Source organism: Buttiauxella sp. AC038, from assembly GCF_979253565.1.
This window is the reverse complement of sequence record NZ_CEEDCQ010000001.1, coordinates 38,429-62,323: the sequence shown is the minus strand read 5'-3', so window position 1 is coordinate 62,323 and position 23,895 is coordinate 38,429. Positions and strand designations below refer to the sequence as shown.

General features: G+C 50.3%; 20 protein-coding genes and 2 pseudogenes. 7 read left to right on the top strand and 15 right to left on the bottom strand.

Translation table 11 applies throughout. The features are described from left to right. Positions 1 to 42 precede the first annotated feature (42 nt). Both AC0IXI_RS00290 and AC0IXI_RS00285 read left to right on the top strand, forming a co-directional pair. Positions 43 to 770 (top strand): annotated as a pseudogene (locus tag AC0IXI_RS00290) (4'-phosphopantetheinyl transferase family protein). Positions 771 to 804: 34 nt separating this feature from the next. Continuing rightward, the gene (locus tag AC0IXI_RS00285; RefSeq protein ID WP_471681785.1) at positions 805 to 1,371 is read left to right on the top strand and encodes an NAD(P)H-dependent oxidoreductase; all 567 of its coding nucleotides are present in this window, start codon (positions 805 to 807) and stop codon (positions 1,369 to 1,371) included. On the opposite strand, the gene AC0IXI_RS00280 is transcribed toward AC0IXI_RS00285, so the two are convergent. Continuing rightward, positions 1,368 to 1,940 (bottom strand): TetR/AcrR family transcriptional regulator, encoded by a 573-nt coding sequence (locus tag AC0IXI_RS00280; protein WP_064514840.1) that lies wholly within the window; start codon positions 1,938 to 1,940, stop codon positions 1,368 to 1,370. The two genes, AC0IXI_RS00285 and AC0IXI_RS00280, sit on opposite strands and share 4 nt — an antisense overlap. A 189-nt stretch (positions 1,941 to 2,129) precedes the next feature. Between AC0IXI_RS00280 and AC0IXI_RS00275 the strand changes: the two genes are divergently transcribed. Continuing rightward, positions 2,130 to 3,245 carry an MBL fold metallo-hydrolase gene (locus AC0IXI_RS00275; RefSeq protein WP_422569393.1) on the top strand — a complete coding sequence of 372 codons (1,116 nt, stop codon included), beginning with the start codon at positions 2,130 to 2,132 and terminating at the stop codon, positions 3,243 to 3,245. 21 nt (positions 3,246 to 3,266) lie between these two features. Then, a complete protein-coding gene (locus AC0IXI_RS00270; RefSeq protein WP_064514842.1) occupies positions 3,267 to 3,599 on the top strand; it encodes a RamA family antibiotic efflux transcriptional regulator in 333 nt (110 codons plus the stop codon). 84 nt (positions 3,600 to 3,683) lie between these two features. Here the strand turns inward: AC0IXI_RS00270 and AC0IXI_RS00265 are convergent, their stop codons facing one another. Continuing rightward, complete coding sequence (locus AC0IXI_RS00265; RefSeq protein ID WP_064514844.1) at positions 3,684 to 5,021, bottom strand: NCS2 family permease; 1,338 nt, start codon at positions 5,019 to 5,021, stop codon at positions 3,684 to 3,686. 180 nt (positions 5,022 to 5,201) lie between these two features. On the opposite strand from AC0IXI_RS00265, the gene yieH reads away from it, so the two are divergent. Then, positions 5,202 to 5,867, top strand: a complete 666-nt coding sequence (gene yieH / locus AC0IXI_RS00260) for a 6-phosphogluconate phosphatase (protein ID WP_424221931.1) — start codon at positions 5,202 to 5,204, stop codon at positions 5,865 to 5,867. An 81-nt stretch (positions 5,868 to 5,948) separates the two neighbouring features. On the opposite strand, the gene phoU is transcribed toward yieH, so the two are convergent. The 6 genes and pseudogenes from phoU to rluF form a co-directional block, all read right to left on the bottom strand. Beyond that, positions 5,949 to 6,674, bottom strand: a complete 726-nt coding sequence (gene phoU / locus AC0IXI_RS00255) for a phosphate signaling complex protein PhoU (RefSeq protein WP_034499841.1) — start codon at positions 6,672 to 6,674, stop codon at positions 5,949 to 5,951. Positions 6,675 to 6,687: 13 nt separating this feature from the next. Next, complete coding sequence (pstB, locus tag AC0IXI_RS00250) at positions 6,688 to 7,461, bottom strand: phosphate ABC transporter ATP-binding protein PstB (RefSeq protein WP_034460764.1); 774 nt, start codon at positions 7,459 to 7,461, stop codon at positions 6,688 to 6,690. A 47-nt stretch (positions 7,462 to 7,508) separates the two neighbouring features. Next, positions 7,509 to 8,399: a phosphate ABC transporter permease PstA gene (gene pstA / locus AC0IXI_RS00245; protein WP_413499570.1), complete on the bottom strand. Its 891-nt coding sequence runs from the start codon at positions 8,397 to 8,399 to the stop codon at positions 7,509 to 7,511. Continuing rightward, entirely contained in the window at positions 8,396 to 9,358 is a 963-nt protein-coding gene (gene pstC / locus AC0IXI_RS00240) for a phosphate ABC transporter permease PstC (RefSeq protein WP_064514859.1), read from the bottom strand. The genes pstA and pstC overlap by 4 nt, the downstream gene beginning before the upstream one ends. A 79-nt stretch (positions 9,359 to 9,437) precedes the next feature. Beyond that, entirely contained in the window at positions 9,438 to 10,478 is a 1,041-nt protein-coding gene (gene pstS, locus AC0IXI_RS00235; RefSeq protein ID WP_134185997.1) for a phosphate ABC transporter substrate-binding protein PstS, read from the bottom strand. Between the two features lie 143 nt (positions 10,479 to 10,621). Beyond that, positions 10,622 to 11,344, bottom strand: a pseudogene (gene rluF / locus AC0IXI_RS00230) (23S rRNA pseudouridine(2604) synthase RluF); the annotation flags it as partial. A 319-nt stretch (positions 11,345 to 11,663) separates the two neighbouring features. Between rluF and AC0IXI_RS00225 the strand changes: the two are divergent. Next, complete coding sequence (locus AC0IXI_RS00225; protein ID WP_064514864.1) at positions 11,664 to 12,935, top strand: MFS transporter; 1,272 nt, start codon at positions 11,664 to 11,666, stop codon at positions 12,933 to 12,935. A 72-nt stretch (positions 12,936 to 13,007) separates the two neighbouring features. On the opposite strand, the gene glmS is transcribed toward AC0IXI_RS00225, so the two are convergent. Beyond that, positions 13,008 to 14,837 (bottom strand): glutamine--fructose-6-phosphate transaminase (isomerizing), encoded by a 1,830-nt coding sequence (glmS, locus tag AC0IXI_RS00220; RefSeq protein WP_134186001.1) that lies wholly within the window; start codon positions 14,835 to 14,837, stop codon positions 13,008 to 13,010. A gap of 241 nt (positions 14,838 to 15,078) precedes the next feature. Then, positions 15,079 to 16,449 (bottom strand): bifunctional UDP-N-acetylglucosamine diphosphorylase/glucosamine-1-phosphate N-acetyltransferase GlmU, encoded by a 1,371-nt coding sequence (gene glmU, locus AC0IXI_RS00215; RefSeq protein WP_413499569.1) that lies wholly within the window; start codon positions 16,447 to 16,449, stop codon positions 15,079 to 15,081. Between the two features lie 339 nt (positions 16,450 to 16,788). On the opposite strand from glmU, the gene AC0IXI_RS00210 reads away from it, so the two are divergent. Then, entirely contained in the window at positions 16,789 to 18,966 is a 2,178-nt protein-coding gene (locus AC0IXI_RS00210; RefSeq protein WP_424222123.1) for a right-handed parallel beta-helix repeat-containing protein, read from the top strand. A 67-nt stretch (positions 18,967 to 19,033) separates the two neighbouring features. Here AC0IXI_RS00210 and AC0IXI_RS00205 read toward each other — a convergent pair whose 3' ends face one another. Genes AC0IXI_RS00205 through atpH form a run of 5 tightly spaced genes read right to left on the bottom strand, consistent with a single transcriptional unit; the run spans position 19,034 to position 23,886 of the window. Beyond that, the gene (locus tag AC0IXI_RS00205; RefSeq protein WP_124025055.1) at positions 19,034 to 19,453 is read right to left on the bottom strand and encodes a F0F1 ATP synthase subunit epsilon; all 420 of its coding nucleotides are present in this window, start codon (positions 19,451 to 19,453) and stop codon (positions 19,034 to 19,036) included. A gap of 20 nt (positions 19,454 to 19,473) precedes the next feature. Continuing rightward, positions 19,474 to 20,856, bottom strand: coding sequence for a F0F1 ATP synthase subunit beta (gene atpD / locus AC0IXI_RS00200; protein ID WP_064514874.1), 1,383 nt, complete (start codon positions 20,854 to 20,856; stop codon positions 19,474 to 19,476). A 28-nt stretch (positions 20,857 to 20,884) separates the two neighbouring features. Then, positions 20,885 to 21,748: a F0F1 ATP synthase subunit gamma gene (gene atpG / locus AC0IXI_RS00195; RefSeq protein ID WP_064514876.1), complete on the bottom strand. Its 864-nt coding sequence runs from the start codon at positions 21,746 to 21,748 to the stop codon at positions 20,885 to 20,887. A 50-nt stretch (positions 21,749 to 21,798) separates the two neighbouring features. After that, positions 21,799 to 23,340, bottom strand: coding sequence for a F0F1 ATP synthase subunit alpha (gene atpA, locus AC0IXI_RS00190; protein ID WP_064514878.1), 1,542 nt, complete (start codon positions 23,338 to 23,340; stop codon positions 21,799 to 21,801). A gap of 12 nt (positions 23,341 to 23,352) precedes the next feature. Beyond that, positions 23,353 to 23,886, bottom strand: coding sequence for a F0F1 ATP synthase subunit delta (atpH, locus tag AC0IXI_RS00185; protein WP_064514880.1), 534 nt, complete (start codon positions 23,884 to 23,886; stop codon positions 23,353 to 23,355). Between the last annotated feature and the right edge of the window lie 9 nt (positions 23,887 to 23,895).

Here is a 23,895-nt window from a genome sequence, read left to right as displayed (position 1 = left end):
AATCGAGAACAGAGTACATTGCCTGGTATCAAGGAGAGACAAATGGCAACGCATTTCGCAAGATGGACGATCAACCCAAAGTACCCCTTTTCAAGCCGGCTGAATGACGAATGTCATGCTCACGCCCGCCAGATGCCAGAACACCGCCGCTCACGATTTTTAGCCTCCCGCAGTCTGTTGGCTGAATTGCTACATATGCTTTATGGCATTCAACAACTGCCGAGAATCGTCGCCACTGCTGCTGGACGCCCACACTTTGCCGATCCTTCATTGATGGACTTCAGCATTGCCTATGCCGGAAACAATGTCGCTGTTCTGATAACAACCGAAGGCCGCTGTGGATTAGATATTGAGATTAATCAGTCTTTTGGGCATCTCCCCTCTGTCGCTTCAGGCTCCACTTTACGCAGTAATGAATCCATCTGGATAAACAATCAAAAAACCCAGATGAAGCCCGCGCACAGCTACGCACATTGCATCAAAGCACTTTTAAACTGACAGGCCGCGAAGAAAGTTTGCAGCTTCTGCCGGGCGCTGGGCGAATACGCGCTAGCGACCAATCAGAAATTGAAGCGATCAGCGATGTGGAAGGACTCTTGATCTGGGGATGCGTGGTGTCACCCGCCATTGAAAAGCTCAGTTTGTGGGAATTTGAAGCTCCGCAGAACTGGCATAGTCTGGGAGATGTAAAATCTCGCTATCGGGATCTTAATGGCAGCATTATTCGCTTAACCAGCATGTCGTCAGAAAAAGTGTTATATCAAAACTGATCGTTTCCGAACGTACTGACACCAAGGAGTATTCATGTCCGACACGTTAAAGATAGTTACGCTATTAGGTAGCCTACGTCATGGCTCATTCAATGCCATGGTTGCTCGTACTTTGCCAGGAATCGCTCCTGCGGGAATGAGCGTTGATGCGTTACCGTCGATTAAAGACATTCCCCTGTATGACGCCGATGTGCAGCAAGAAGAGGGTTTCCCATCAACTGTGGAAGCGATTGCTGAACAAATTCGCGCCGCTGACGGTGTGGTGATTGTCACTCCGGAATATAACTACTCGGTACCGGGCGGGCTGAAGAATGCCATCGACTGGCTATCTCGTTTGCCTGAGCAGCCTCTGGCGGGTAAGCCCGTGCTGATTCAAACCAGTTCAATGGGCGCAATTGGCGGCGCGCGTTGTCAGTACCATCTACGCCAGATTCTGGTGTTCCTCGACGCGATGGTGATGAACAAGCCAGAATTTATGGGCGGCGTGATTCAGAATAAAGTCGATACACAAACAAGTGAAGTGGTCGATCAAAGCACGCTCGACCATCTGGCTGGGCAACTGGCAGCTTTTGGTGATTATATTAAGCGGGTTAAAAGCTAATTCGCTAAGGCGCGCCACATAGACTCGAATCCGAGTGCCTTATAATCGCCAGCACGCTCCGGTTCGCGGCTGGCGAACTCCATAGTCGTTTCTGCCAGTGATGAAAACATCGCGTCGCTAAAGGCTCGGTACGGGCCGTTTTGAAAAGCTTTCAATATCGACTGCGAGCAGATCTCATGCATTTCCGGGAACATCTCTGCCACTTTCTGCTTGGTTTCTTCACCTATCTTATCGCTCACCGCTAATTGACGAATCGCGCGGTGGGCTTGTGAGTTGCGGATTGCCCAGTCGATATAACTATTCCAGATGTAACGGGTATATTCTTTCGGGTCTTTCAGTGTGCGGTCCAGATTCTCCTGCATCGAAAAAAGTAAGCCCTGTTTCAAATGCAGGTACAGCTCGTTGAGCAAATCGTCCTTCGTGGCAAAATAGCGAAACAGTGTGCCTTCTGCCACACCGGCAGCACGAGCAATCTGCGCAGTAGACGCAACGATCCCCGCCTGGCCAATAGCGATGGTCGCCGCTTCCAGTATCGCTAGTTTCTTATCTTCACTCTTCGGACGAGCCACAACGTTTTTCCTCATTCACACCAAAACACAAATTGAATCACGCAAGCTACAGCACTGCAACGCGCAATGTCAGCGATTGAAAATGATCTTGACGGTTATCACACCGCACCTATAATGAGTGCTTACTCACTCATTATCAAGTTTAATAGCATTGTACCAGTGGATGGTACGGAATATGCAGGCCTGGATATGAAACGTCTCTCCTTATACGCGGTAATAATTATGTTGATTGCAACAGCAGCCAGTTTGCCTTTTGTCCTGAATGCCGGGTTTGGCCAGGCTCCGCAAGGGGAAGGTTTAAGTTTAGTTGAGCGTTCAGCCCATTACGTTGACGGGCAATTTCGTAACCAGGTTCCTACCGAAGGCTATACCGGCAAGAAAAGTAAGCTGGCAGCGATGTGGGAGTTTTTAACCAACAAAATTGAAAATGCGCGCCCGCAGCAACCTTTGCCATTAGTGAAAACCGATCTGGCGAACCTACCGATAGAACAAGACACCATGGTCTGGCTCGGCCACTCCTCGTGGTACATCCAACTGGCTGGCAAACGCATTCTTATCGACCCGGTATTCAGTAGTTACGCGGCACCTTTTTCATTTCTGAATAAAGCGTTTCCCGGCGATTACCCATGGACGGCTGAGTCGATGCCAGTGATCGATCTGCTGATTATTTCCCATGACCATTACGATCATCTGGATTACGCGACCATCAAAGCGCTGAAACCGAAAATCCGCCAGGTGATTACGCCACTGGGTGTGGGTTCGCATCTGCGTTACTGGGGAGTAAATAGCGACATCATTCATGAAAAAGACTGGAACCAGGCGGTAAATGTCTCGAATGCGCTGACTGTACATGTTTTACCCGCTCGCCACTTCTCAGGCCGCAGCCTGAAAAGCAACCAGACGCTATGGGCGAGTTTTATGTTCGTCACCAATGACCATAAAGTCTATTACAGCGGCGATACCGGCTACGGGCCTCATTTCAAAGCTATCGGCGAACAGTTTGGTTCGGTTGATCTTGCCATCATGGAAAACGGCCAGTACGACGAAGACTGGAACAATATTCATATGATGCCGAACGAGACTGCGCAGGCTGCCGTTGATTTGAATGCTCACGCTGTACTTCCCGGCCATGCGGGTCGTTTTGTACTGGCTAAGCACACCTGGGATGCACCCTACAAAAGCCTTGCGCAAGCCAGTGCGGATAAAGATTTTCGCCTGTTAACACCGAAACAGGGTGAGCCTGTATTGGTGAACGACAACGCCCAACAATTTAGCGCCTGGTGGGAGTCTGCTGGTGCCATGTAAATGAACCGCGCAGGGGGATAAATGACAATTTCAGCTCAGGTTATCGACACCATCGTTCAGTGGATTGACGACAATTTGCATCAGCCATTACGCATTGATGATATTGCCAGTCATGCGGGTTATTCGAAGTGGCACTTGCAGCGTTTGTTTATGCAGTACAAAGGCGAGAGTCTCGGGAAATATATCCGCGATCGTAAATTGCTACTGGCAGCACGTGATTTACGCGATACCGATAACAAGGTTTACGATATTAGCCTGAAGTATGGTTTTGATTCGCAGCAGACGTTTACGCGGATATTTACGCGCACGTTTAATCAGCCGCCGGGCAGGTATCGCAGAGAGAATCATACGTAGGTCGGAATAGCGCAGCGACATCCGACAAAACAGGCATAAATTATGGTGGATGTCGCTTACGCTAATCCACCCTACAAAACACTATTAGTGTGAGTCAATAAATACGATTTTCAGCACAAACAACAGCGCCACAACAATCACGCATGGGCTGATTTCACGCCAGCGGCCCGTGCCGAGTTTCATCACGCAATAAGAGATGAAGCCGAGTGCGATACCTTCGGTGATTGAGAAGCTAAATGGCATCATCACGGCAGTAATAAACGCCGGAACCGCTTCAGTCAGGTCATCCCATTTCACACGCGACAGGCTGGATGTCATCAACACACCAACGTAAATCAGAGCACCTGCTGCTGCATATGCCGGAACCATACCCGCCAGCGGTGACAGGAAGATCACCAGCAAGAACAGCAAACCAACGATAACTGCCGTCAGGCCAGTACGCCCGCCAACAGACACACCAGAAGTGCTTTCGATATACGCGGTAACGGAAGAAGTCCCGATAAACGCACCCGCAACAGATGAAACGCTATCAACGTACAGCGCTTGCTTCATGCGTGGGAATTTCCCTTTTTCGTCGGCAAGACCTGCTTTATCTGTTACGCCAATCAGCGTGCCGGATGAGTCAAACAAGTTAACCAGCATAAAGGAGAAGATAACGCCCGCCAGACCAATGTTCAGGGAGCCGGCTAAATCAACCTGACCCACAACAGACAACACGCTTGGTGGTGCAGAAACAATGCCGTGGTATTGCACATCGCCCAACATCCAGCCCAGTAGCGTAGTCACCACAATCGAAACCAGTACGGCTGCGTGAATATTACGCGAGGCAAGGATGGCGATAATAAAGAAGCCCAGCGCGCCCAGCAGTACGCTGTGCGAAGTCAGGTTACCAATGGTTACCAGCGTGTCCTTATTAGCCACGATAATACCGGCATTTTTCAGGCCCATCATCCCGATGAATAGCCCAATACCGCTGGTGATACCGATGCGCAAGCTCACCGGAATATTAGCAATCATCCAGTAACGCACGCGGAAAATGGTCAGCAACAGCAAACCTACGGCACCCCAGAAAATGGCGCCCATCCCGATTTGCCAGGAGATCCCCATCGCGCCAACAACCACAAAGGCGAAGAACGCATTCAGGCCCATTGCCGGAGCCAGTGCGACTGGCAGGTTGGCGAAAATACCCATCAGGATGCTACCTAATGCGGCAATCAAACAGGTGGTGACAAAAACGGCCTGGGTATCCATACCAGCGGCGCCAAGGATCTGCGGGTTGACGAAAACGATATACACCATCGTCAGGAAGGTCGTAAGACCGGCGATCACTTCAGTGCGGGCCGTGGTGCCGTGTTCGCGCAGTTTAAACACGCGCTCGAGCAGCCCCGGATTTGCGGCCGGAGTAGATTGTGGTTGGCTCATTAGTCTTAATTCCGAACATTGAGAGGGAAAATCCGTCGCTATCCTATACCAAAAAATACAAAACATGATGGTCAACACAGATTTTTTTTCATTGCATTTTCTTATACGGCAACGATTGCGTGCCGCAAAAATTGCGCAAATTGGGTAAGATGCATGTTCACTTTAATAAAAGGAGGCGGTATGTCCCGGATAGATGCGGTGTTCTTCGACTGCGATGGCACGCTCGTTGATAGTGAGGTTATTTGCTCCAAAGCCTACGTGCATATGTTTGCGCAATACGGCATCGAGCTTGCGCTCGATGAGGTTCATAAGACCTTCAAGGGGATCAAGCTCTACGAGATAATCGACACGATAAATGCCCAACATGGAGTGAGCTTGCCAAAAGAGGAGCTGGAGCCGATTTATCGCGCGGAAGTTTCTCGGCTGTTCGACAGCGAACTGGTTGAGATTGAAGGGGCAGCAGCGTTAGTCGAGAAAATCACCGTGCCGATGTGTATCGTTTCCAACGGCCCGGTCAGCAAGATGCATCAGTCGCTGGGCAAAACCGGCATGCTCCACCATTTCCCGGACAAACTGTTTAGCGGCTACGATATTCAGACGTGGAAACCGGACCCGGCCATTATGTACCACGCCGCCAACGCGATGAATGTGGATGTGAAAAACTGCGTGCTGGTGGATGATTCAATGGCTGGTGCACAATCAGGTATTGCCGCAGGCATGGAAGTTTTCTATTTTTGCGCCGACCCGCATAACAAGCCGATTGACCACCCAAAAGTGACAACCTTTACCGATTTAGCGCAGTTGCCGGAGTTATGGCGTGCGCGGGGCTGGGATATTACGAAGTAAAAAAGAAAGCCGGATAGCAATCATGCTCATCCGGCTTACTAAATATGATATTCACAGAGCGGGATTCCCCACTCATAGATCTCACTCTTTCGGGTCTTTACCCGCCAGCAGCTTATCCAGCTCGTCGCCACCGACATGACGGAAGTCCTGTCCTTTGACGAAGTAGAAGATGAACTCGCAGATATTCTGGCAACGGTCGCCGATGCGCTCGATAGAACGCGCGCAGAACAACGCGGTCAGCACACTTGGAATAGTGCGCGAGTCTTCCATCATATAAGTCATCAACTGGCGCACGATGCCTTCATATTCCTGGTCAACTTTCTTATCTTCGCGGTAGATACGCACAGCTTCGTCGAGATCCATACGCGCAAACGCATCCAGCACGTCATGCAGCATTTGCACGGTGTGGCGGCCCAGTGATTCCAGGCTCACCAACAGCGGCTGGTGTTGATGCGAGAATTTCTCCAGTGCCGTGCGGCAAATTTTATCTGCCACATCGCCAATACGTTCCAGCTCAGAAATCGTTTTGATGATAGCCATCACCAGGCGTAAGTCGCTGGCGGTTGGCTGGCGCTTAGCGATGATGCGCACACAGGCTTCATCGATTGCCACTTCCATCATGTTAACTTTCTGGTCGCCTTCGATAACGCGCTTTGCCAGCTCGCCATCTTGATTGTGCATGGCGGTGATCGCATCAGAAAGCTGTTGCTCCACCAGCCCACCCATGGTCATAACCTGAGTGCGGATATATTCCAGCTCGGCGTTAAACTGGCCGGAAATGTGTTTGTTGAGATTGAGGCTATCCATTTGTTTCTCCAAATCAACCGTAGCGGCCAGTAATGTAATCTTCGGTTTGCTTTTTAGCTGGTGTGGTAAATAGCGTGTCGGTTTCGCTAAATTCGATAAGCTCGCCCAGGTACATAAACGCGGTGTGGTCGGAGCAACGCGCGGCCTGCTGCATGTTGTGCGTCACGATAACCACGGTGTAATCCTGTTTAAGCTCGGTGATAAGCTCCTCGATACGACCGGTTGAAATGGGATCAAGGGCTGAACACGGCTCATCAAGCAACAACACTTCCGGGCGAATCGCGATACCGCGTGCAATGCACAGGCGTTGCTGCTGGCCACCGGAGAGACTGTATCCGCTCTGGTGTAATTTATCTTTGGTTTCATTCCACAATGCGGCTTTGGTCAAAGCCCACTGCACACGCTCGTCCATGTCGCTGCGTGACAGCTTCTCAAATAGGCGCACGCCGAACGCGATGTTGTCATAAATCGACATTGGGAATGGCGTCGGCTTCTGGAATACCATGCCCACTTTGGCACGCAGCAGGGCGATATCCTGGCTCTGGGTGAGGATGTTTTCCCCATCCAGCAGAATCTCACCTTCCGCACGCTGCTCCGGGTAGAGCGAGTACATTTTGTTGAATGTACGCAGCAGGGTGGATTTGCCACAGCCTGACGGGCCAATGAACGCGGTAACCTGGTTCTTAGCGATATCCAGATTGATGTTTTTCAGGGCATGGAACTTACCGTAATAGAAGTTCAAATCACGAACCTGAATTTTGTCTGGGGTAGTATCGACCATACTCATCTGTTTCTTAATCTCCATCCGACGCCGCCTTTGCCGCGCCGCAAAATTTAACCGTGTTTACTCTTTGCAAAAATCACGCGCGCCAGAATATTTAGCAGCAGTACGCAAAGGGTAATAATCAGAACACCAGCCCAGGCTAACTGTTGCCATTCGGCAAATGGGCTCATCGCAAATTTGAATATCGTCACTGGCAAGTTGGCAATCGGCTGCATCATGTCAGTGCTCCAGAACTGGTTGGAGAGCGACGTGAACAGCAGCGGGGCGGTTTCACCCGCGATACGAGCAATCGCCAGCAATACCCCGGTAATAATCCCGGAAACAGAAGCCTTCAATGTAATTGCGGAAATCATCTTCCACTTTGGCGTGCCCAGAGCGTAAGCCGCTTCGCGCAGGCTATCTGGCACCAGTTTCAGCATGTTTTCCGTAGTACGAATCACGATTGGCACCTGCAACAGCGCCAGTGCAATCACACCAGCCCAGCCAGAGAAGTGCTGCATCTTCGCGACAACAATGGTGTAAACAAACAGGCCGACGACGATGGATGGGGCTGAAAGCAGGATGTCGTTAATAAAACGAATCACTTCTGCCAGCCACGATTTACGTCCGTACTCCGCCAGGTAGATACCCGCCATGATGCCAAGCGGCGTACCAAACACGGTCGCCCACAGGATTAACAGGCCGCTACCCGCAAGGGCGTTGGCTAAACCACCACCTTCGGTGTTTGGCGGTGGTGTCATTTCGGTAAACAGCGCAATCGACATACCATCGATACCGCGAGTCACCGTAGAGAATAGTATCCACACCAACCAGAACAGGCCAAACGCCATGGTTCCCATTGAAAGTGTCAGAGCAATGCGGTTTTTGAACCGACGACGTGCCTGCATTTTGCGGCGTGATTCTGCGAGCGCCGCGCGGCTTTGCATTTCCATTGTCGTCATGAACGCGCTCCTTCATTCTTCGCCAGACGCATAACCATGAACTTAGAGATAGCCAGTACGATAAAGGTGATCACAAACAGAATCAGGCCAAGCTCCATCAGCGCTGCGGTGTGCAGGCCAGATTCCGCTTCAGCAAATTCGTTCGCCAGTGCAGAAGTAATACTGTTGCCCGGCATATACAGCGAGGCGTTGTCGAGCTGGTAGGTGTTACCGATGATAAAGGTCACTGCCATGGTTTCACCCAGAGCACGGCCCAGACCCAACATCACACCACCAATCACGCCGTTTTTGGTAAACGGTAAAACGATGCGCCAGATAACTTCCCATGTGGTGCAGCCAATGCCGTAGGCCGACTCTTTCATCATCACAGGGGTTTGTTCAAATACATCACGCATAACGGCTGCAATGTACGGAATGATCATAATGGCCAGTATTACGCCTGCGGCGAGAATACCGATACCGAATGCCGGGCCAGAGAACAGCTCGCCAACAATCGGCACAGAAGAGAGCACGTTGCCGACAGGTTCCTGGAAGTATTTCGCAAACAGCGGAGCAAAGATAAACAGGCCCCACATGCCGTACACGATACTTGGGATTGCAGCCAGCAGTTCGATGGCGATACCCAGCGGGCGGCGCAACCAGTTTGGTGCAAGTTCTGTCAGGAACAGCGCGATACCGAAACTCACCGGTACAGCAATTAACAGCGCAATGAACGAGGTGACCAGCGTGCCGTAAATCGGCACCAGCGCACCATAAATATCATTTGGAGCATCCCACTCTTTAGTCCACAGGAATGAGAAACCAAACTTCTGGATACTCGGCCAGGAGGAGATGATCAGGGAGATGATGATGCCACCCAGCAGAAATAGCACAATCAGCGCAGCCAGTTTTACCAGCGCACTGAAAATGACATCACCTTGTTTGCCAGGAGCTTTGAACACCGGCTTACTTACTGCCATAGCTTACTCTTTGTAGTGTTGGGTTTACCCGGCGTAAGTTACTCTATACACCGGGTTTTATCACCCGAGCTTTAAAAAATTAGTACAGCGCCTTACCGGAGCTGTCTTTCACGTTGGTCTTCCATGCAGCACGAACCTGCTCAACCACAGCGTCTGGCAGAGCGGCGTAATCCAGGTCACTTGCCTGTTTAGCACCGTCTTTATATGCCCAATCGAAGAACTTCAGCACTTCAGCGCCTTGCTCTGGGTTTTTCTGCTCTTTGTGAACCAGGATGAAAGTGGTGGACGTGATTGGCCACGCGCCGTCACCTTTCTGGTTAGTCAGATCCTGAGCGAATGATTTGCTCCAGTCCGCACCCTTCGCTGCATTAGCAAAGTTTTCTTCCGAAGGTGCTACTGGCTTACCATCTGCTGAAACCAGTTTGGTATAAGCGAGGTTGTTTTGCTTAGCGTAAGCATATTCAACATAACCAATTGAACCCGGCAGGCGTTGAACGAAGGCTGCGATACCGTCGTTACCTTTACCGCCCAGACCCGTTGGCCAGTTTACCGTTGAGCCTGCACCGATTTTAGATTTCCACTCTTCGTTCACTTTCGCCAGGTAGCTGGTGAATACGAAGGAAGTACCGGAACCGTCAGCACGACGCACAACGGCGATATTCTGCTGTGGCAGTTTCATGCCTGGGTTGAGTTTAGCGATTGCTTCGTCATCCCATTTTTTGATTTTGCCCAGGTAGATGTCACCCAGAGTTTTACCGTCGAGCACCAGCTCACCGGATTTCACGCCAGGCAGGTTAACTGCCAGAACGACACCGCCGATAACAGTCGGGAACTGGAACAGCCCTTCTTGTTGCAGTTTATCTTCAGCCAGAGGAGCATCAGACGCACCGAAATCCACGGTGTTAGCAATGATTTGTTTAACGCCACCGGAGGAGCCAATACCCTGGTAGTTAACTTTGTTACCAGTTGATTTATTGTAGGTATCTGCCCATTTGGCATACACCGGCGCAGGGAATGTTGCACCGGCACCAGTCAGGCTTGCAGCGGCGTTTGCGCCAAAAGCAGTCAGGGATAAGGTCGCGGCGACAACAGTTGCGACAGTGGTACGCATAGCTTTCATAGTGTCTCCTGCAGAGGTGAACGTAAATCGTTGTTTAGTGGATGCAGGATAGAAAATAGGACAGTTTGGTGACAGTTAAATGTATTAAATATGACAGTTTTATGACAGACAGCTTTGCTGCATATTTCTACCTGTCACACTGCTGATTCTGAGTGCTTAATCCGCTTCAATAACTCGCTTTTTTCCTCGCCAGTTAAATGGCGTGATTCCCCTAACGGCAACCCTTCCAGATGGATATTCATGATACGGATTCGTTCAAGCCGGGTGACTTCATAGCCAAAATATTTACACATTCGGCGGATCTGACGGTTCAACCCCTGAACTAATGTGATGCGAAATATTTGGGGAGATTCTTTCGTCACTTTGCAGGGTTTGGTTACTGTACCCAGTATCGGAACACCCGCGCTCAACCCAACAATAAACTCGTCAGATATCGGTTTGTTGACGGTGACTACATACTCTTTTTCGTGATTGTTACCAGCGCGTAGAATTTTATTAACTACATCACCATGGTTGGTCAGTAAAATGAGTCCCTGCGAATCTTTATCCAGACGCCCGATAGGAGAAACGCGTTTGTCGCTATGAATGAGACCGCTGATGTTATCGCGCACACTCTTTTCCATTGTGGTGATGATGCCTACAGGCTTATTCAAAACCATCAGCACGAGATCGTTGTCATCACGTGGTGCAATAAGCTGACCGTTTAGCTTCACCACATCCCCGGAAAATACCTGAGCGCCAAAACTCGCCTGCCTGTCATTAATAAACACTTCGCCCTGCTCAACGTAATGATCGGCCTGACGGCGGGAGCAGATACCGCAATCGCTAATGTACTTATTAATTCGTATGGGTGAATCGGCGGGCATTTCGCGGTGCGTATCATTCATATTTTGCATAATCACCATTTACTCATCACTTAAAGAAATGTGACGCACGTCACATACGTTACCCGTTAGGGGTAGATTACACACAAAAAATTGAGATGAATCACAAATAAAAGTGAAACACAGGTTCATTATCAACACATAGTGTGATCTACATAACAAAAACAAGTCCAGGATGGGCCAAACCAGAATCCTCGACGTCTTCTGAAGCGCCGCTGATTTTTATCTCCTCTGAATTATTTAATTGCCTGCTGCCTTGCAGCGGTCAGGCCACTTATTGCTTGAAAAACGGGGATTCGTTATGCGCAAAACAGGCCACAAGCGCTGGTTTATGCTGTCACTGGTGACATTAGGCACCATTCTTTGTTATTTAACCCGAAATACTATTTCTGCCGCAGCGCCAACATTACAGAGCGATCTGCACATTACCACCCAGCAATATTCTTACATTATTGCGACATTTTCGGCCTGCTACACCATTGCACAGCCTATTGCTGGCTATCTGCTTGATACATTAGGCACTAAAGTGGGTTACACCATTTTTGGCCTGATGTGGGGCGTGTTCTGCATTGGTGCGTCATTTGCTACCGGCTGGAAAGGTCTGGCAATGTTCCGTGGTCTCGGCGGTTTCGCCGAAAGTGCGATGATACCTGCTGGTTTGAAATCAGTAACTGAATGGTTCCCGGATACTGAACGTTCGGTAGCAGTGGGCTATTTCAACGTTGGTTCCTCTATTGGCGCGGTTATTGCTCCTCCACTGGTCGCATGGGCAATCTATATCAGAGACTGGAGACTGGCGTTTATTATCGTCGGTGTTTTCAGCGTGCTATGGGCAGCTGGTTGGTATTTCACCTATAACCGCCCGTCAAAAACCAAATCACTGTCCCGGGAAGAGTATCTCTATATAACCGATGGGCAGCCTGAGAAACCAAAGGTTGAGAAAGTCCGCATTGGCCGCCTGCTCAAACAACGTAAGTTTTGGGGTATCGCATTACCGCGTTTCCTGGCTGAACCTGCGTGGGGGACGTTTAACGCGTGGATCCCGCTGTTTATGGTGCACACCTACGGCTTTAACCTCAAAGATATCGCTATGTTTGCCTGGATCCCGATGCTGTTCGCTGATTTCGGCTGCATCATTGGTGGTTACCTGCCGGGTATGTTCCAGAAAGCTTTTGGCGTGAATATCGTGGTATCCCGCAAGTTGGTGGTCACAATGGGTGCTGCACTGATGATTCTGCCAGGCATGGTCGGTTTGTTTGGCAGCCCGATGGTTGCGATCGCACTGTTGTGCGTTGGCGGCTTTGCCCACCAGTCATTGTCTGGTGCGCTTATCACGTTGTCTTCTGATATGTTCGACTCCAACGAAGTCGCCACCGCCAACGGTTTTACCGGCATGGCAGCCTGGACTGCCAGCACCATGTTTGCACTGGTTGTGGGTGCTCTGGCCGACACGGTTGGTTTCAGCCCGTTGTTCGCGGTGCTTTCCGTGTTCGACGTAATCGGGGCGATTGTCTTGTGGGTTCTGCTGAAATCCCCTGAAGAACCAAAACTGGTGACGCAGGAAGAGAATTGATTTAGCAGTAAAAAGGCCGGTTGTGCTTAGCGCAACCGGCCTTTTTTATTTTGCGTGTCTATTTAGAACGGCTTATTCAACCGTCACTGATTTCGCCAGATTTCGTGGCTGGTCAACGTCGGTGCCTTTAATCAGCGCAACGTGATAAGACAGCAACTGCAACGGTACGGTATAGAAGATAGGTGCAATAACTTCTTCTACATGCGGCATCTCAATGATGTGCATGTTGTCGCTGCTGGCAAACCCTGCATCTTTATCTGCAAATACATACAGATGGCCGCCACGCGCGCGCACTTCTTCGATATTCGATTTCAGCTTTTCAAGTAATTCGTTGTTTGGTGCCACAACAATAACCGGCATATCTGCATCAATCAGCGCCAGCGGGCCGTGTTTCAGCTCGCCTGCCGCATACGCTTCGGCGTGAATATATGAAATCTCTTTGAGCTTCAGCGCGCCTTCCATTGCGATTGGGTACTGATCGCCACGGCCTAAGAAGAGCGCATGATGTTTGTCAGAGAAATCTTCGGCCAATGCTTCAATGCGTTTATCCTGGGACAGCATCTGCTCGATACGGCTTGGCAGTGCCTGCAAACCATGAACAATGTCTTGCTCAATAGAGGCATCAGCACCTTTCAGGCGGCTCAGTTTCGCCACCAGCATCAGCAAGACGGTCAGCTGAGTGGTAAACGCTTTGGTAGATGCCACACCGATTTCAGTGCCTGCGTTGGTCATCAGCGCCAGATCGGACTCACGCACCAGAGAAGAACCCGGCACGTTGCAGATTGCCAGCGACCCCAAATAGCCCAGCTCTTTAGACAATCGCAATGCTGCAAGGGTATCTGCCGTTTCGCCAGACTGGGAAAGGGTGATCATCAGGCTGTTACGACGCACCGCTGATTTACGGTAGCGGAACTCAGATGCGATTTCGACATCGCAAGGCACACCTGCCAGTGATTCAAACCAGTAACGCGAAACCATGCCTGAGTTGTAGGAGGTGCCACACGCGACAATTTGAATGTGCTCAACCTGAGACAACATTTCATTGGCCTGCGGGCCAAGCTCAGAGAGATCGATAGCGCCATGACTAATGCGGCCAGTCAGGGTATTTTTAATCGCGTTCGGCTGTTCGTAGATCTCTTTCTGCATGTAGTGGCGATAAATACCTTTGTCGCCCGCGTCATATTGCAGACTGGATTCGATATCAGGGCGTTTAACCTGCTCACCTTTGGTATCGAATACTGTTACAGAGCGACGAGTCACTTCCGCAATATCACCTTCTTCGAGGAAGATGAAGCGACGGGTGACTGGCAGCAAAGCAAGTTGGTCGGAGGCGATAAAGTTTTCACCCATGCCCAGGCCGATAACCATCGGGCTACCTGAACGAGCTGCCAGCAGCACGTCTGGGTTACGGGTGTCCATGATAACGGTGCCGTAAGCGCCGCGCAGTTGCGGGATAGTACGCAGCACAGCTTCACGCAGACTACCGCCTTGCTCCAGTTCCCAGTGAACCAGGTGAGCAATAACTTCGGTATCGGTTTGTGAAACGAAGGTGTAACCGCGACCCTGTAGAGCTTCACGCAGCGGTTCATAGTTTTCGATGATACCGTTATGAACCACCACAATATGTTCGGAAACATGCGGGTGAGCGTTAACTTCTGATGGTTCGCCGTGAGTCGCCCAACGCGTGTGCGCAATACCGGTGCCACCATGCAGCGCAGTTTCCGCGGCGGCTTCAGCCAGCTTATTCACTTTACCCAGACGGCGCAGACGGGTCATATGACCTTTTTCGTCAACAACTGCCAGGCCCGCAGAGTCATAACCACGGTATTCCAGACGACGTAGTCCTTCGAGAAGGATTTCAGCGATATCACGTTGCGCGACCGCGCCAACAATTCCACACATAAGATTAGATTCCTGATAATGGCATTACGCCATGTGTTGTCGCTGACCTGTTTTACCCGTCGCCTTTCGCACTACATATGCGTTGGCTGCACGAAATTCTTTGGGTAAATATCCCGTTTTCCGGGGCCCCGAGCCTTGTAGAGAGTGGGGTTATAGTTTTGGTAGTACTGCGGGGTGGGTCATTTTCGAGAACAACCTTCACCCCAGCCTTCTCCCATTCAGGGAGAAGGAAAATACAAAATTACTTTTTCTTAACCGGACGCAGCCAACCCTGGATATGAGTCTGCTTCACGCGGCTGATAACCAGTTCGTCTTCACCAACGTTACGAGTGACAGTTGTGCCCGCGCCAATTGTTGCACCGCGAGCAATGGTCACAGGCGCCACCAGTTGGCTATCGGAACCAACAAATACATCATCACCGATGATGGTTTTGAATTTGTTCGCACCGTCGTAATTACAGGTGATGGTACCAGCGCCAATATTCACGTTGTCGCCAATTTCAGCATCACCCAAATAGCTCAGGTGACCCGCTTTCGAACCTTTACCCAGACGCGCTTTTTTCATTTCCACGAAGTTGCCGACGTGTGCGCCTTCTGCCAGTTCTGCGCCAGGGCGCAAACGCGCAAACGGGCCGATAGAACAAGCAGCAGCAAGGGTTGAGTCTTCTACAACGGTGTACGGACTGATTTCACAGTCATCGCCAATCACGCTGTTTTTGATAACGCAGCCGGTGCCAATTTTGACGCGATGACCCAGGGTCACCGAACCTTCAATAATGACATTAGTATCAATTTCTACATCACGCCCATGCGTCAGTTCACCACGCAGGTCGAAACGAGCAGGATCGCGCAGCATCACACCTGCCAGCAGCAGTTTATCTGCTTGTTCACTCTGGTAGACGCGCTCAAGGCGTGATAGTTGCAGGCGGTTGTTCACGCCTTCCACTTCACTTAAGCGGTCAGGATGTACGGCGGTGATTGCACGGCCTTCATGGTGCGCCAGCGCGATAATGTCGGTGATATAGAACTCACCCTGAGCATTGTTATTATCGAGTTTCGCCAGCCAGCGTTTCAGGTCCGCGCCGTTCGCGACCAGGATCCCGGTATTGATTTCGTCAATTTTGCGTTGTTCATCAGTCGCGTCTTTATGCTCAACAATGCCAACGACCTTGCCATTCTCACGAGCGATACGGCCATAGCCGGTTGGATCGTCGAGTTTTACGGTCAGCAAACCGATACCGCCCTGCGGTTTGGCATCACGCAGACGTTGCAAAGACTCAACAGAAATCAGCGGCACGTCGCCGTAGAGCATCAGAATGTCTTCGTCGTCAGCAAAGAAAGGTGCGGCCTGCTGCATGGCGTGGCCGGTACCAAGCTGCTCAGCCTGCAATACCCAATTAAGAGAGCTATCGCTGAGTTTATTTTTGAGCAGATCGCCGCCATGGCCGTAAACCAGATGTACACGCTGCGCGCCTAGATTATTAGCCGCATCAATAACATGTTGAACCATCGGTTTCCCGGCAAGAGTATGTAACACCTTCGGGAGGTCTGAATACATGCGGGTTCCTTTGCCTGCGGCTAGGATAACCACGCTCATCGCATTGTTTGACATACGCGTCCTGACTTTAATTTGAGAGGGAAGTAAAACGATTTCACGTTGAAAATTCTACATATTTTGCAACAAAAAACGCGATGCCTAAAAAACAGGCTTCTGATGCTCTTTTCAGTTGCTCATGTGCTCAATTGTAGGTGGATAAGCTCGGAAAAAGTACTTCTGAAATAACAAAAGCCATAGATCTCTGTGGATTAAGACTTCTTTTCGGTCAGAAACAAAGCTAGTCCACATATTTGAAATGTTAGTGTTTTAAAAATCAGCCTTTGTGACAAGTATAAAAGAAACGTCATTTCATTTTTATAGATAATGGCACGGACATTTATAAGGAGAATAATGATGGCGTCAAAAATACCTCTGGCTCTTACGCTTTGTGGCGCGGCTTTATCCCTGCCAGCAACCGCACAGCAACAACCCATCTGGCACGCAATTGCTTTTGGGCAATCAACAGATATTAACTTTTCATCTAACGTGTTACCTGAAAAAGTGGGTGTGAACAACGTAACGATCGACGGCAAAAAGCTGGCCACTGCAGATTCCGCCGATCTTTCCAAACCCATAACCATCGAAAGCCGTGGCGGTAAAATTGCTAACTCTCACGATGGATTAACGTTCTTCTATACCGCATTACCCACCAGTGAGAATTTTGTCTTACAGGCAACGGTCACCGTCGATCAGTTTGGCCCTGAAAATGGTGCGAAACCGGCCGCGCAGGAAGGTGCCGGGATGCTGGTAAGGGATGTATTAGGCAATCCGCGCCAGGAGCCGCTGAAGGAAGGCTACGAAGAGTTTCCTGCGGCTTCCAATATGGTGATGAATGCCATAATGACGCAGGATAAAAAGGACGCATCACGAGTAAAAATGCAAGCTATAGCTCGTGATGGTATTACTCAGCCATGGGGAAATACCGGCTCAACTATTTCTCGTAAAAGCTACCAGGAAGCCATTGATCTGAGTAAAGCACCGACTTTCCGCATGAAGCTCGAGCGTACCAATGATGGGTTTGTGACTTCTTGGGCTCCAGCCGGAAGCGACGCATGGGTTTCTGAAAATGTTAAACGCGCCGATATCATCACAAGCCAGGATAAAGAGAAGTATTACGTCGGTTTCTTTGCTTCCCGGAATGCCAAAATCACTGTTAGCGATGCGTCATTAGAAACGAGTGCAGCAAATACTGTTGCTTCCGCGTCTTTCGTGCCGAAAGCATGGCCTGTTGTGATGCAAATTGCCTCTCCGGCAAAAAGTACAACCAGCGAATACGTGGTACAGGCACGCGCTAACTATGACGGCAATTTCACCGTACGCCAAGACGAAGTTGTGATCGGTCAGGAAAAAGTGGCCAAGGCCGGGGAGATGTTCACTCTGCCAACCACACTTAAAGAGCAAGCACGTTTCACCGTGACTTTTACCCCAACCAGCGGTAAAGACAAAACCCCTGTCACCCAAAACTTCATGGTTGAGCAAGTCAAAAACATGGAAGGCAATACGCTTTACGTAGCGCCAGATGGTGCATCAAGTAACAATGGTTCTAAATCCGCACCACTAGATTTGGCTAGCGCAATCTCCCTCATCTCTCCTGGTGGAAAAATCATCTTAAGCAGCGGTGAGTACCCACTTACTACCATTTCGACGGCTGACAGTGGCATAAAAGGCAAACTGAAAACCCTCGAGGCCGATGGCAAAGTCGTGATTCGCGGCCTGGCTTTGGATGGTAACTACTGGCATGTCAAAGGCATTGAAGTCACCGATAAGAGCTTACGAGTTCAGGGCAGCCATAACCTTATCGAAAGTGTAATCGCCTACAAAAATGACGACACAGGCATCCAGATTTCATCTCCTGCTGATGTAGGCCGTCCGTTGTGGGCAAGCTACAACAAAGTCGTTAATGCCGAATCCTTCAGTAATGAAGATCCGGGCAAAATCAATGCTGATGGCTTTGCGGTGAAGATGCGTGTGGGTGATGGCAACCGTCTTGAAGGATGCTATGCGCACGACAATATTGATGATGGCTATGACCTGTTCAACAAGATTGAAGACGGTGCAAATGGCGTTGTGGTGATCGAGAACTCTATTGCCCGTAACAACACCAGCAACGGTTTCAAGCTGGGCGGGGAAGGGCAGCCTGTCGCACATGAAATCCACAACAGCATCGCGATTGATAACCACCTTGATGGTTTTACCGATAACTTTAACCCTGGTGCGCTGGTAGTGGCTAACAACGTTTCGGTTGATAACCAACGCTTTAACTACATCTTCCGCCCAAGCCCTTACGGCAGCGCGGAAACTCAAGGTAAGTTCACCGATAACATTTCATTGCGTAGCGTTGAGGGAAAATATGATGACGCTATCTCGGGAAATGTAGATAGCAGCAACTATTTCATTCGGGATGGTAAAACGGTAAACAGCGAAGGTAAGCAGCTGAGTATAAAAGATTATCAGTCGTTGACGCTGCCAGTCCCGTTGCAACGTAATGCTGATGGTTCATTCAAAACAGGTGAGTTTCTGACAAAGCAGTAGAATAGTTCAGACGAAAAAAATGCCAGTCAGGGAAACCTGGCTGGCATTTGTCTTTTCAAGCAGGTAGTTACATCGCTTTTCTGGTCAACTCGATAACGCGAAGTTTCGCGATCGCCTTAGCCAGTTCAGCAGAAGCCTGAGCGTAGTCCACATCACCGTGGGAACTATGGATGCGCTCTTCCGCTTTACGCTTCGCTTCCAGGGCTCGAGCTTCGTCGAGGTCCTGACCACGAATTGCGGTATCGGCCAGCACGGTTACCGTGCCAGGCTGCACTTCCATCACACCACCAGACAAGTAGATATACTCTTCATGTCCGTGCTGTTTAACGATGCGGATCATACCAGGCTTAATGGCGGTGAGCAGCGGGGCGTGGCCAGGATAAATCCCCAGCTCACCTTCGCTACCCGTTACCTGGATCTTCTCAACCAGACCGGAGAACATTTGGCTCTCCGCGCTGACGACGTCCAGGTGATAAGTCATTGCCATGTCACCCTCCGATTAAGGCGTTAAAGTTTTTTAGCTTTCTCAACGGCTTCGTCGATAGTACCAACCATGTAGAACGCCTGCTCTGGCAGATGGTCATATTCGCCGTCCATGATGCCTTTAAAGCCACGGATAGTATCTTTCAGCGATACAAACTTGCCCGGAGAACCGGTAAAGACTTCTGCTACGAAGAATGGCTGAGACAGGAAGCGCTGAATCTTACGCGCACGTGCTACAACCAATTTATCTTCTTCAGAAAGTTCATCCATACCAAGAATGGCGATGATGTCTTTCAGTTCCTGGTAACGTTGCAGAATAGACTGCACGCCACGCGCGGTGTCGTAGTGTTCCTGGCCAACAACCAGTGGATCTAACTGACGGCTGGTGGAATCCAGTGGATCTACCGCAGGGTAGATACCCAGAGACGCGATGTTACGGCTCAGTACCACGGTTGCATCCAAGTGAGCAAAGGTGGTTGCTGGAGATGGGTCAGTCAAGTCATCCGCAGGTACGTATACCGCTTGAACAGAAGTGATTGAGCCAGTTTTGGTGGAGGTAATACGCTCCTGCAAAACACCCATCTCTTCTGCCAGAGTTGGCTGGTAACCTACCGCAGATGGCATACGACCCAGCAGTGCAGATACTTCTGTACCGGCCAGGGTATAACGGTAAATGTTATCAACGAACAGCAGAACGTCACGACCTTCGTCACGGAACTTCTCAGCCATGGTCAGACCGGTCAGCGCAACGCGCAGACGGTTACCTGGTGGCTCGTTCATCTGGCCATAAACCAGTGATACTTTGTCCAGAACGTTGGAGTCGGTCATTTCGTGGTAGAAGTCGTTACCCTCACGAGTACGCTCACCCACGCCTGCAAACACAGAGTAACCGGAGTGCTCGATCGCGATGTTACGAATAAGCTCCATCATGTTTACAGTTTTACCAACACCCGCACCACCGAACAGACCCACTTTACCGCCCTTAGCGAACGGGCAAATCAGGTCCATTACTTTAATGCCGGTTTCCAGCAGGTCTTGAGAGCTGGACAGTTCTTCGTAGCTTGGAGCAGAACGGTGAATAGCCCAACGCTCTTCTTCGCCGATATCGCCTTTCATGTCGATAGGCTCGCCCAGGACGTTCATGATACGACCCAGAGTTGCTTTACCTACCGGCACTTCGATTGGGTGATCGAGGTTAGAAACTTCCAGACCACGACGCAAACCATCAGAAGTACCCATGGCGATAGTACGAACTACGCCACCACCTAACTGTTGCTGAACTTCCAGCACCAGACGGTCTTTACCATTTGTAACCTCAAGAGCGTCGTACACTTTTGGTACGGCATCCTGAGGGAACTCGACGTCCACCACGGCGCCGATTACCTGGATAATCTTTCCAGTAGCCATCTCGAATCCTCTAAATACGTAAACCTGGTTATACCGCGGAAGCGCCACCGACGATTTCGGTGAGTTCCTGAGTAATGCTGGCCTGACGAGCTTTGTTGTAAACCAACTGCAGCTCTTTAATCAGGCTGCCGCCATTGTCGGTAGCGGCTTTCATCGCCACCATACGTGCGGCCTGCTCGCTGGCCAGGTTTTCTACGACGCCCTGATAAACCTGAGATTCCACATAACGACGCAGCAAAGTATCCAGCAGCGCTTTAGGATCAGGTTCATACAGATAATCCCAGGTTTTCTTCTTCAGCTCACCATCTTCTGCTGGCGGTAACGGCAGCAGTTGGGTAAGGGTAGGAACCTGAGACATTGTGTTAATAAATTTGTTGCTGACAACATACAGCTTGTCCAGACGGCCTTCATCGTAGGCCTGCAACATCACTTTCACCGGGCCAATCAACTCGGACAGGGAAGGGTTATCACCCATACCAGTCACCTGAGCAACAATATTGCCGCCTACAGAGTTGAAGAAAGAGACGCCTTTAGAGCCGATCATTGCGATTTCGCTTTGAACGCCTTTATCGGACCACTCTTTCATGTCAGCCAGCAGCTTTTTGAACAGGTTAGTGTTCAATCCACCACACAGACCACGGTCAGTGGACACCACCAGGTAGCCCACGCGTTTGACTTCGCGTTCATCCAGGTAAGGGTGTTTGTATTCAAGATTACCCAAAGCCAGGTGGCCAATCACTTTACGCATAGTTTCTGCGTAAGGACGGCTGGCAGCCATGCGTTCCTGCGTTTTACGCATTTTGGACGCGGCGACCATTTCCATTGCTTTGGTGATCTTCTGCGTGTTCTGGACGCTTGCGATCTTACTACGTATCTCTTTTGCGCCGGCCATGAGCTTCTCCTCAATGCCTTGCGGCTTGCCCTAAGACAAGCCGCCAGACTTTACCAGGACTGAGTTGCTTTGAAGGAATCGAGGATGCCTTTCAGCTTGCCTTCGATTTCGTCGTTATAGCCACCAGATTGGTTGATTTCTTGCATCAGTGGAGCATGGTCACGGTCAACGTAAGCCAGCAGAGCGGCTTCGAAGCTACCGATTTTAGCCAGTTCCACATCTTCGAGGTAACCACGTTCAGCAGCGAACAGAACCAGAGACTGCTGCGCAACAGACATCGGCGCATATTGTTTCTGTTTCAGGAGCTCGGTCACTTTCTGACCATGGCTCAACTGCTTACGGGTCGCATCGTCAAGATCTGATGCAAACTGAGAGAACGCAGCCAGTTCACGATACTGTGCCAGAGCGGTACGGATACCACCGGACAGTTTTTTCATGATCTTGGTCTGAGCAGCACCACCAACACGAGATACGGAGATACCCGGGTTAACCGCAGGACGAATACCGGCGTTAAACAGTGTTGATTCCAGGAAGATCTGACCATCGGTAATAGAAATTACGTTGGTCGGAACGAACGCGGAAACGTCACCCGCTTGCGTTTCGATAATCGGAAGCGCAGTCAGGGAACCTGTTTTGCCTTTCACTTCACCCTTAGTGAATGCTTCAACGTAATCAGCGTTTACACGCGCAGCACGTTCCAGCAAACGGGAGTGGAGATAGAATACGTCGCCTGGGTAAGCTTCACGACCTGGTGGACGGCGAAGCAGCAGGGAAATCTGACGATAAGCAACAGCCTGTTTAGACAGGTCATCATAAATGATCAGTGCATCTTCACCACGGTCACGGAAGTATTCACCCATCGCGCAACCGGAGTACGGTGCCAGGTATTGCAGTGCAGCAGATTCTGATGCAGTTGCAACAACAACGATAGTGTTAGCCAGTGCGCCGTGCTCTTCCAGTTTACGAACCACGTTAGAGATAGTGGACGCTTTCTGGCCGATAGCAACGTAGATACATTTGATGCCGGAATCACGCTGGTTGATGATGGCATCGATTGCCAGAGCAGTTTTACCTGTCTGACGGTCACCGATGATAAGTTCACGCTGTCCACGACCGATTGGGATCATGGCATCGACGGACTTATAACCAGTCTGTACAGGCTGGTCTACGGATTGACGTTCGATTACACCTGGTGCGATCGCTTCAACGGCAGCAAAGCCGTCATGCTCAAGCGGACCTTTACCATCGATAGGTGCACCCAGGGTGTTCACCACACGACCCAGCAGGCCACGGCCTACCGGTACTTCAAGAATACGGCCAGTACACTTAACTTTCATGCCTTCGGCAAGGTCAGCATACGGACCCATTACTACTGCACCTACAGAGTCGCGCTCTAAGTTCAGTGCAATGGCGTAACGGTTTCCCGGAAGGGAAATCATCTCACCCTGCATTACATCGGCCAGGCCGTGTACGCGGATGATACCGTCACTTACAGAAACGATTGTACCTTCGTTGTGAGCCTCGCTCACAACACTGAACTGAGCAATGCGCTGCTTGATCAGTTCGCTGATTTCGGTGGAATTCAGTTGCATGCTCCAGTCCCCTTAAGACTGCAAGACGTCTGTCAGGCGATCAAGACGGCCGCGTACGCTACCATCAATAACCATATCACCTGCGCGGATAATGACACCCGCCATTACAGACTTGTCAATTTTGCAATTCAGCTTAACTTTGCGTGACAGACGTTTTTCCATCGCGGCGCTGATTTTCGAAAGCTGGTCTTCGTTTAGTGCGCTGGCAGAAGTCACTTCGACTTCAACAGTAGCCTCTTGGGCTGCACGCAGTTGAACGAATTGCTCAAGAACATCAGGAAGAACTTTCAGACGCCCGTTTTCAGCCATCACCTTAATCAGGTTCTGGCCATTGGCGTCTAGCTGGTCACCACAGATGGAGATAAACGACGCAGAGAGAGTATCCGGAGCTAATGCGCCGGAAAGAAGCTCTGCTATTTGTTCGTTTTTAGACACCTCAGCGGCGAAACCCAGCATATGCTGCCAGTTATCAACGCTTTGGTGCTCGACGGCAAAGTCAAAAGCTGCTTTGGCGTAGGGGCGAGCTACAGTTACAAATTCAGACATCAGCCCCTC

What these genes read in the sequence shown, in the direction of transcription:
- phoU (WP_034499841.1), bottom strand. Translation starts at nt 6,674, where the DNA reads ATGGATAGCCTCAATCTCAACAAACACATTTCCGGCCAGTTTAACGCC.
- atpD (WP_064514874.1), bottom strand. Translation starts at nt 20,856, where the DNA reads ATGGCTACTGGAAAGATTATCCAGGTAATCGGCGCCGTGGTGGACGTC.
- AC0IXI_RS00210 (WP_424222123.1), top strand. Translation starts at nt 16,789, where the DNA reads ATGGCGTCAAAAATACCTCTGGCTCTTACGCTTTGTGGCGCGGCTTTA.
- atpG (WP_064514876.1), bottom strand. Translation starts at nt 21,748, where the DNA reads ATGGCCGGCGCAAAAGAGATACGTAGTAAGATCGCAAGCGTCCAGAAC.
- AC0IXI_RS00225 (WP_064514864.1), top strand. Translation starts at nt 11,664, where the DNA reads ATGCGCAAAACAGGCCACAAGCGCTGGTTTATGCTGTCACTGGTGACA.
- AC0IXI_RS00205 (WP_124025055.1), bottom strand. Translation starts at nt 19,453, where the DNA reads ATGGCAATGACTTATCACCTGGACGTCGTCAGCGCGGAGAGCCAAATG.
- AC0IXI_RS00270 (WP_064514842.1), top strand. Translation starts at nt 3,267, where the DNA reads ATGACAATTTCAGCTCAGGTTATCGACACCATCGTTCAGTGGATTGAC.
- glmU (WP_413499569.1), bottom strand. Translation starts at nt 16,449, where the DNA reads ATGTCAAACAATGCGATGAGCGTGGTTATCCTAGCCGCAGGCAAAGGA.
- pstA (WP_413499570.1), bottom strand. Translation starts at nt 8,399, where the DNA reads ATGACGACAATGGAAATGCAAAGCCGCGCGGCGCTCGCAGAATCACGC.
- glmS (WP_134186001.1), bottom strand. Translation starts at nt 14,837, where the DNA reads ATGTGTGGAATTGTTGGCGCGGTCGCGCAACGTGATATCGCTGAAATC.
- atpA (WP_064514878.1), bottom strand. Translation starts at nt 23,340, where the DNA reads ATGCAACTGAATTCCACCGAAATCAGCGAACTGATCAAGCAGCGCATT.
- yieH (WP_424221931.1), top strand. Translation starts at nt 5,202, where the DNA reads ATGTCCCGGATAGATGCGGTGTTCTTCGACTGCGATGGCACGCTCGTT.
- pstB (WP_034460764.1), bottom strand. Translation starts at nt 7,461, where the DNA reads ATGAGTATGGTCGATACTACCCCAGACAAAATTCAGGTTCGTGATTTG.
- pstC (WP_064514859.1), bottom strand. Translation starts at nt 9,358, where the DNA reads ATGGCAGTAAGTAAGCCGGTGTTCAAAGCTCCTGGCAAACAAGGTGAT.
- atpH (WP_064514880.1), bottom strand. Translation starts at nt 23,886, where the DNA reads ATGTCTGAATTTGTAACTGTAGCTCGCCCCTACGCCAAAGCAGCTTTT.
- AC0IXI_RS00275 (WP_422569393.1), top strand. Translation starts at nt 2,130, where the DNA reads ATGAAACGTCTCTCCTTATACGCGGTAATAATTATGTTGATTGCAACA.
- pstS (WP_134185997.1), bottom strand. Translation starts at nt 10,478, where the DNA reads ATGAAAGCTATGCGTACCACTGTCGCAACTGTTGTCGCCGCGACCTTA.
- AC0IXI_RS00265 (WP_064514844.1), bottom strand. Translation starts at nt 5,021, where the DNA reads ATGAGCCAACCACAATCTACTCCGGCCGCAAATCCGGGGCTGCTCGAG.
- AC0IXI_RS00285 (WP_471681785.1), top strand. Translation starts at nt 805, where the DNA reads ATGTCCGACACGTTAAAGATAGTTACGCTATTAGGTAGCCTACGTCAT.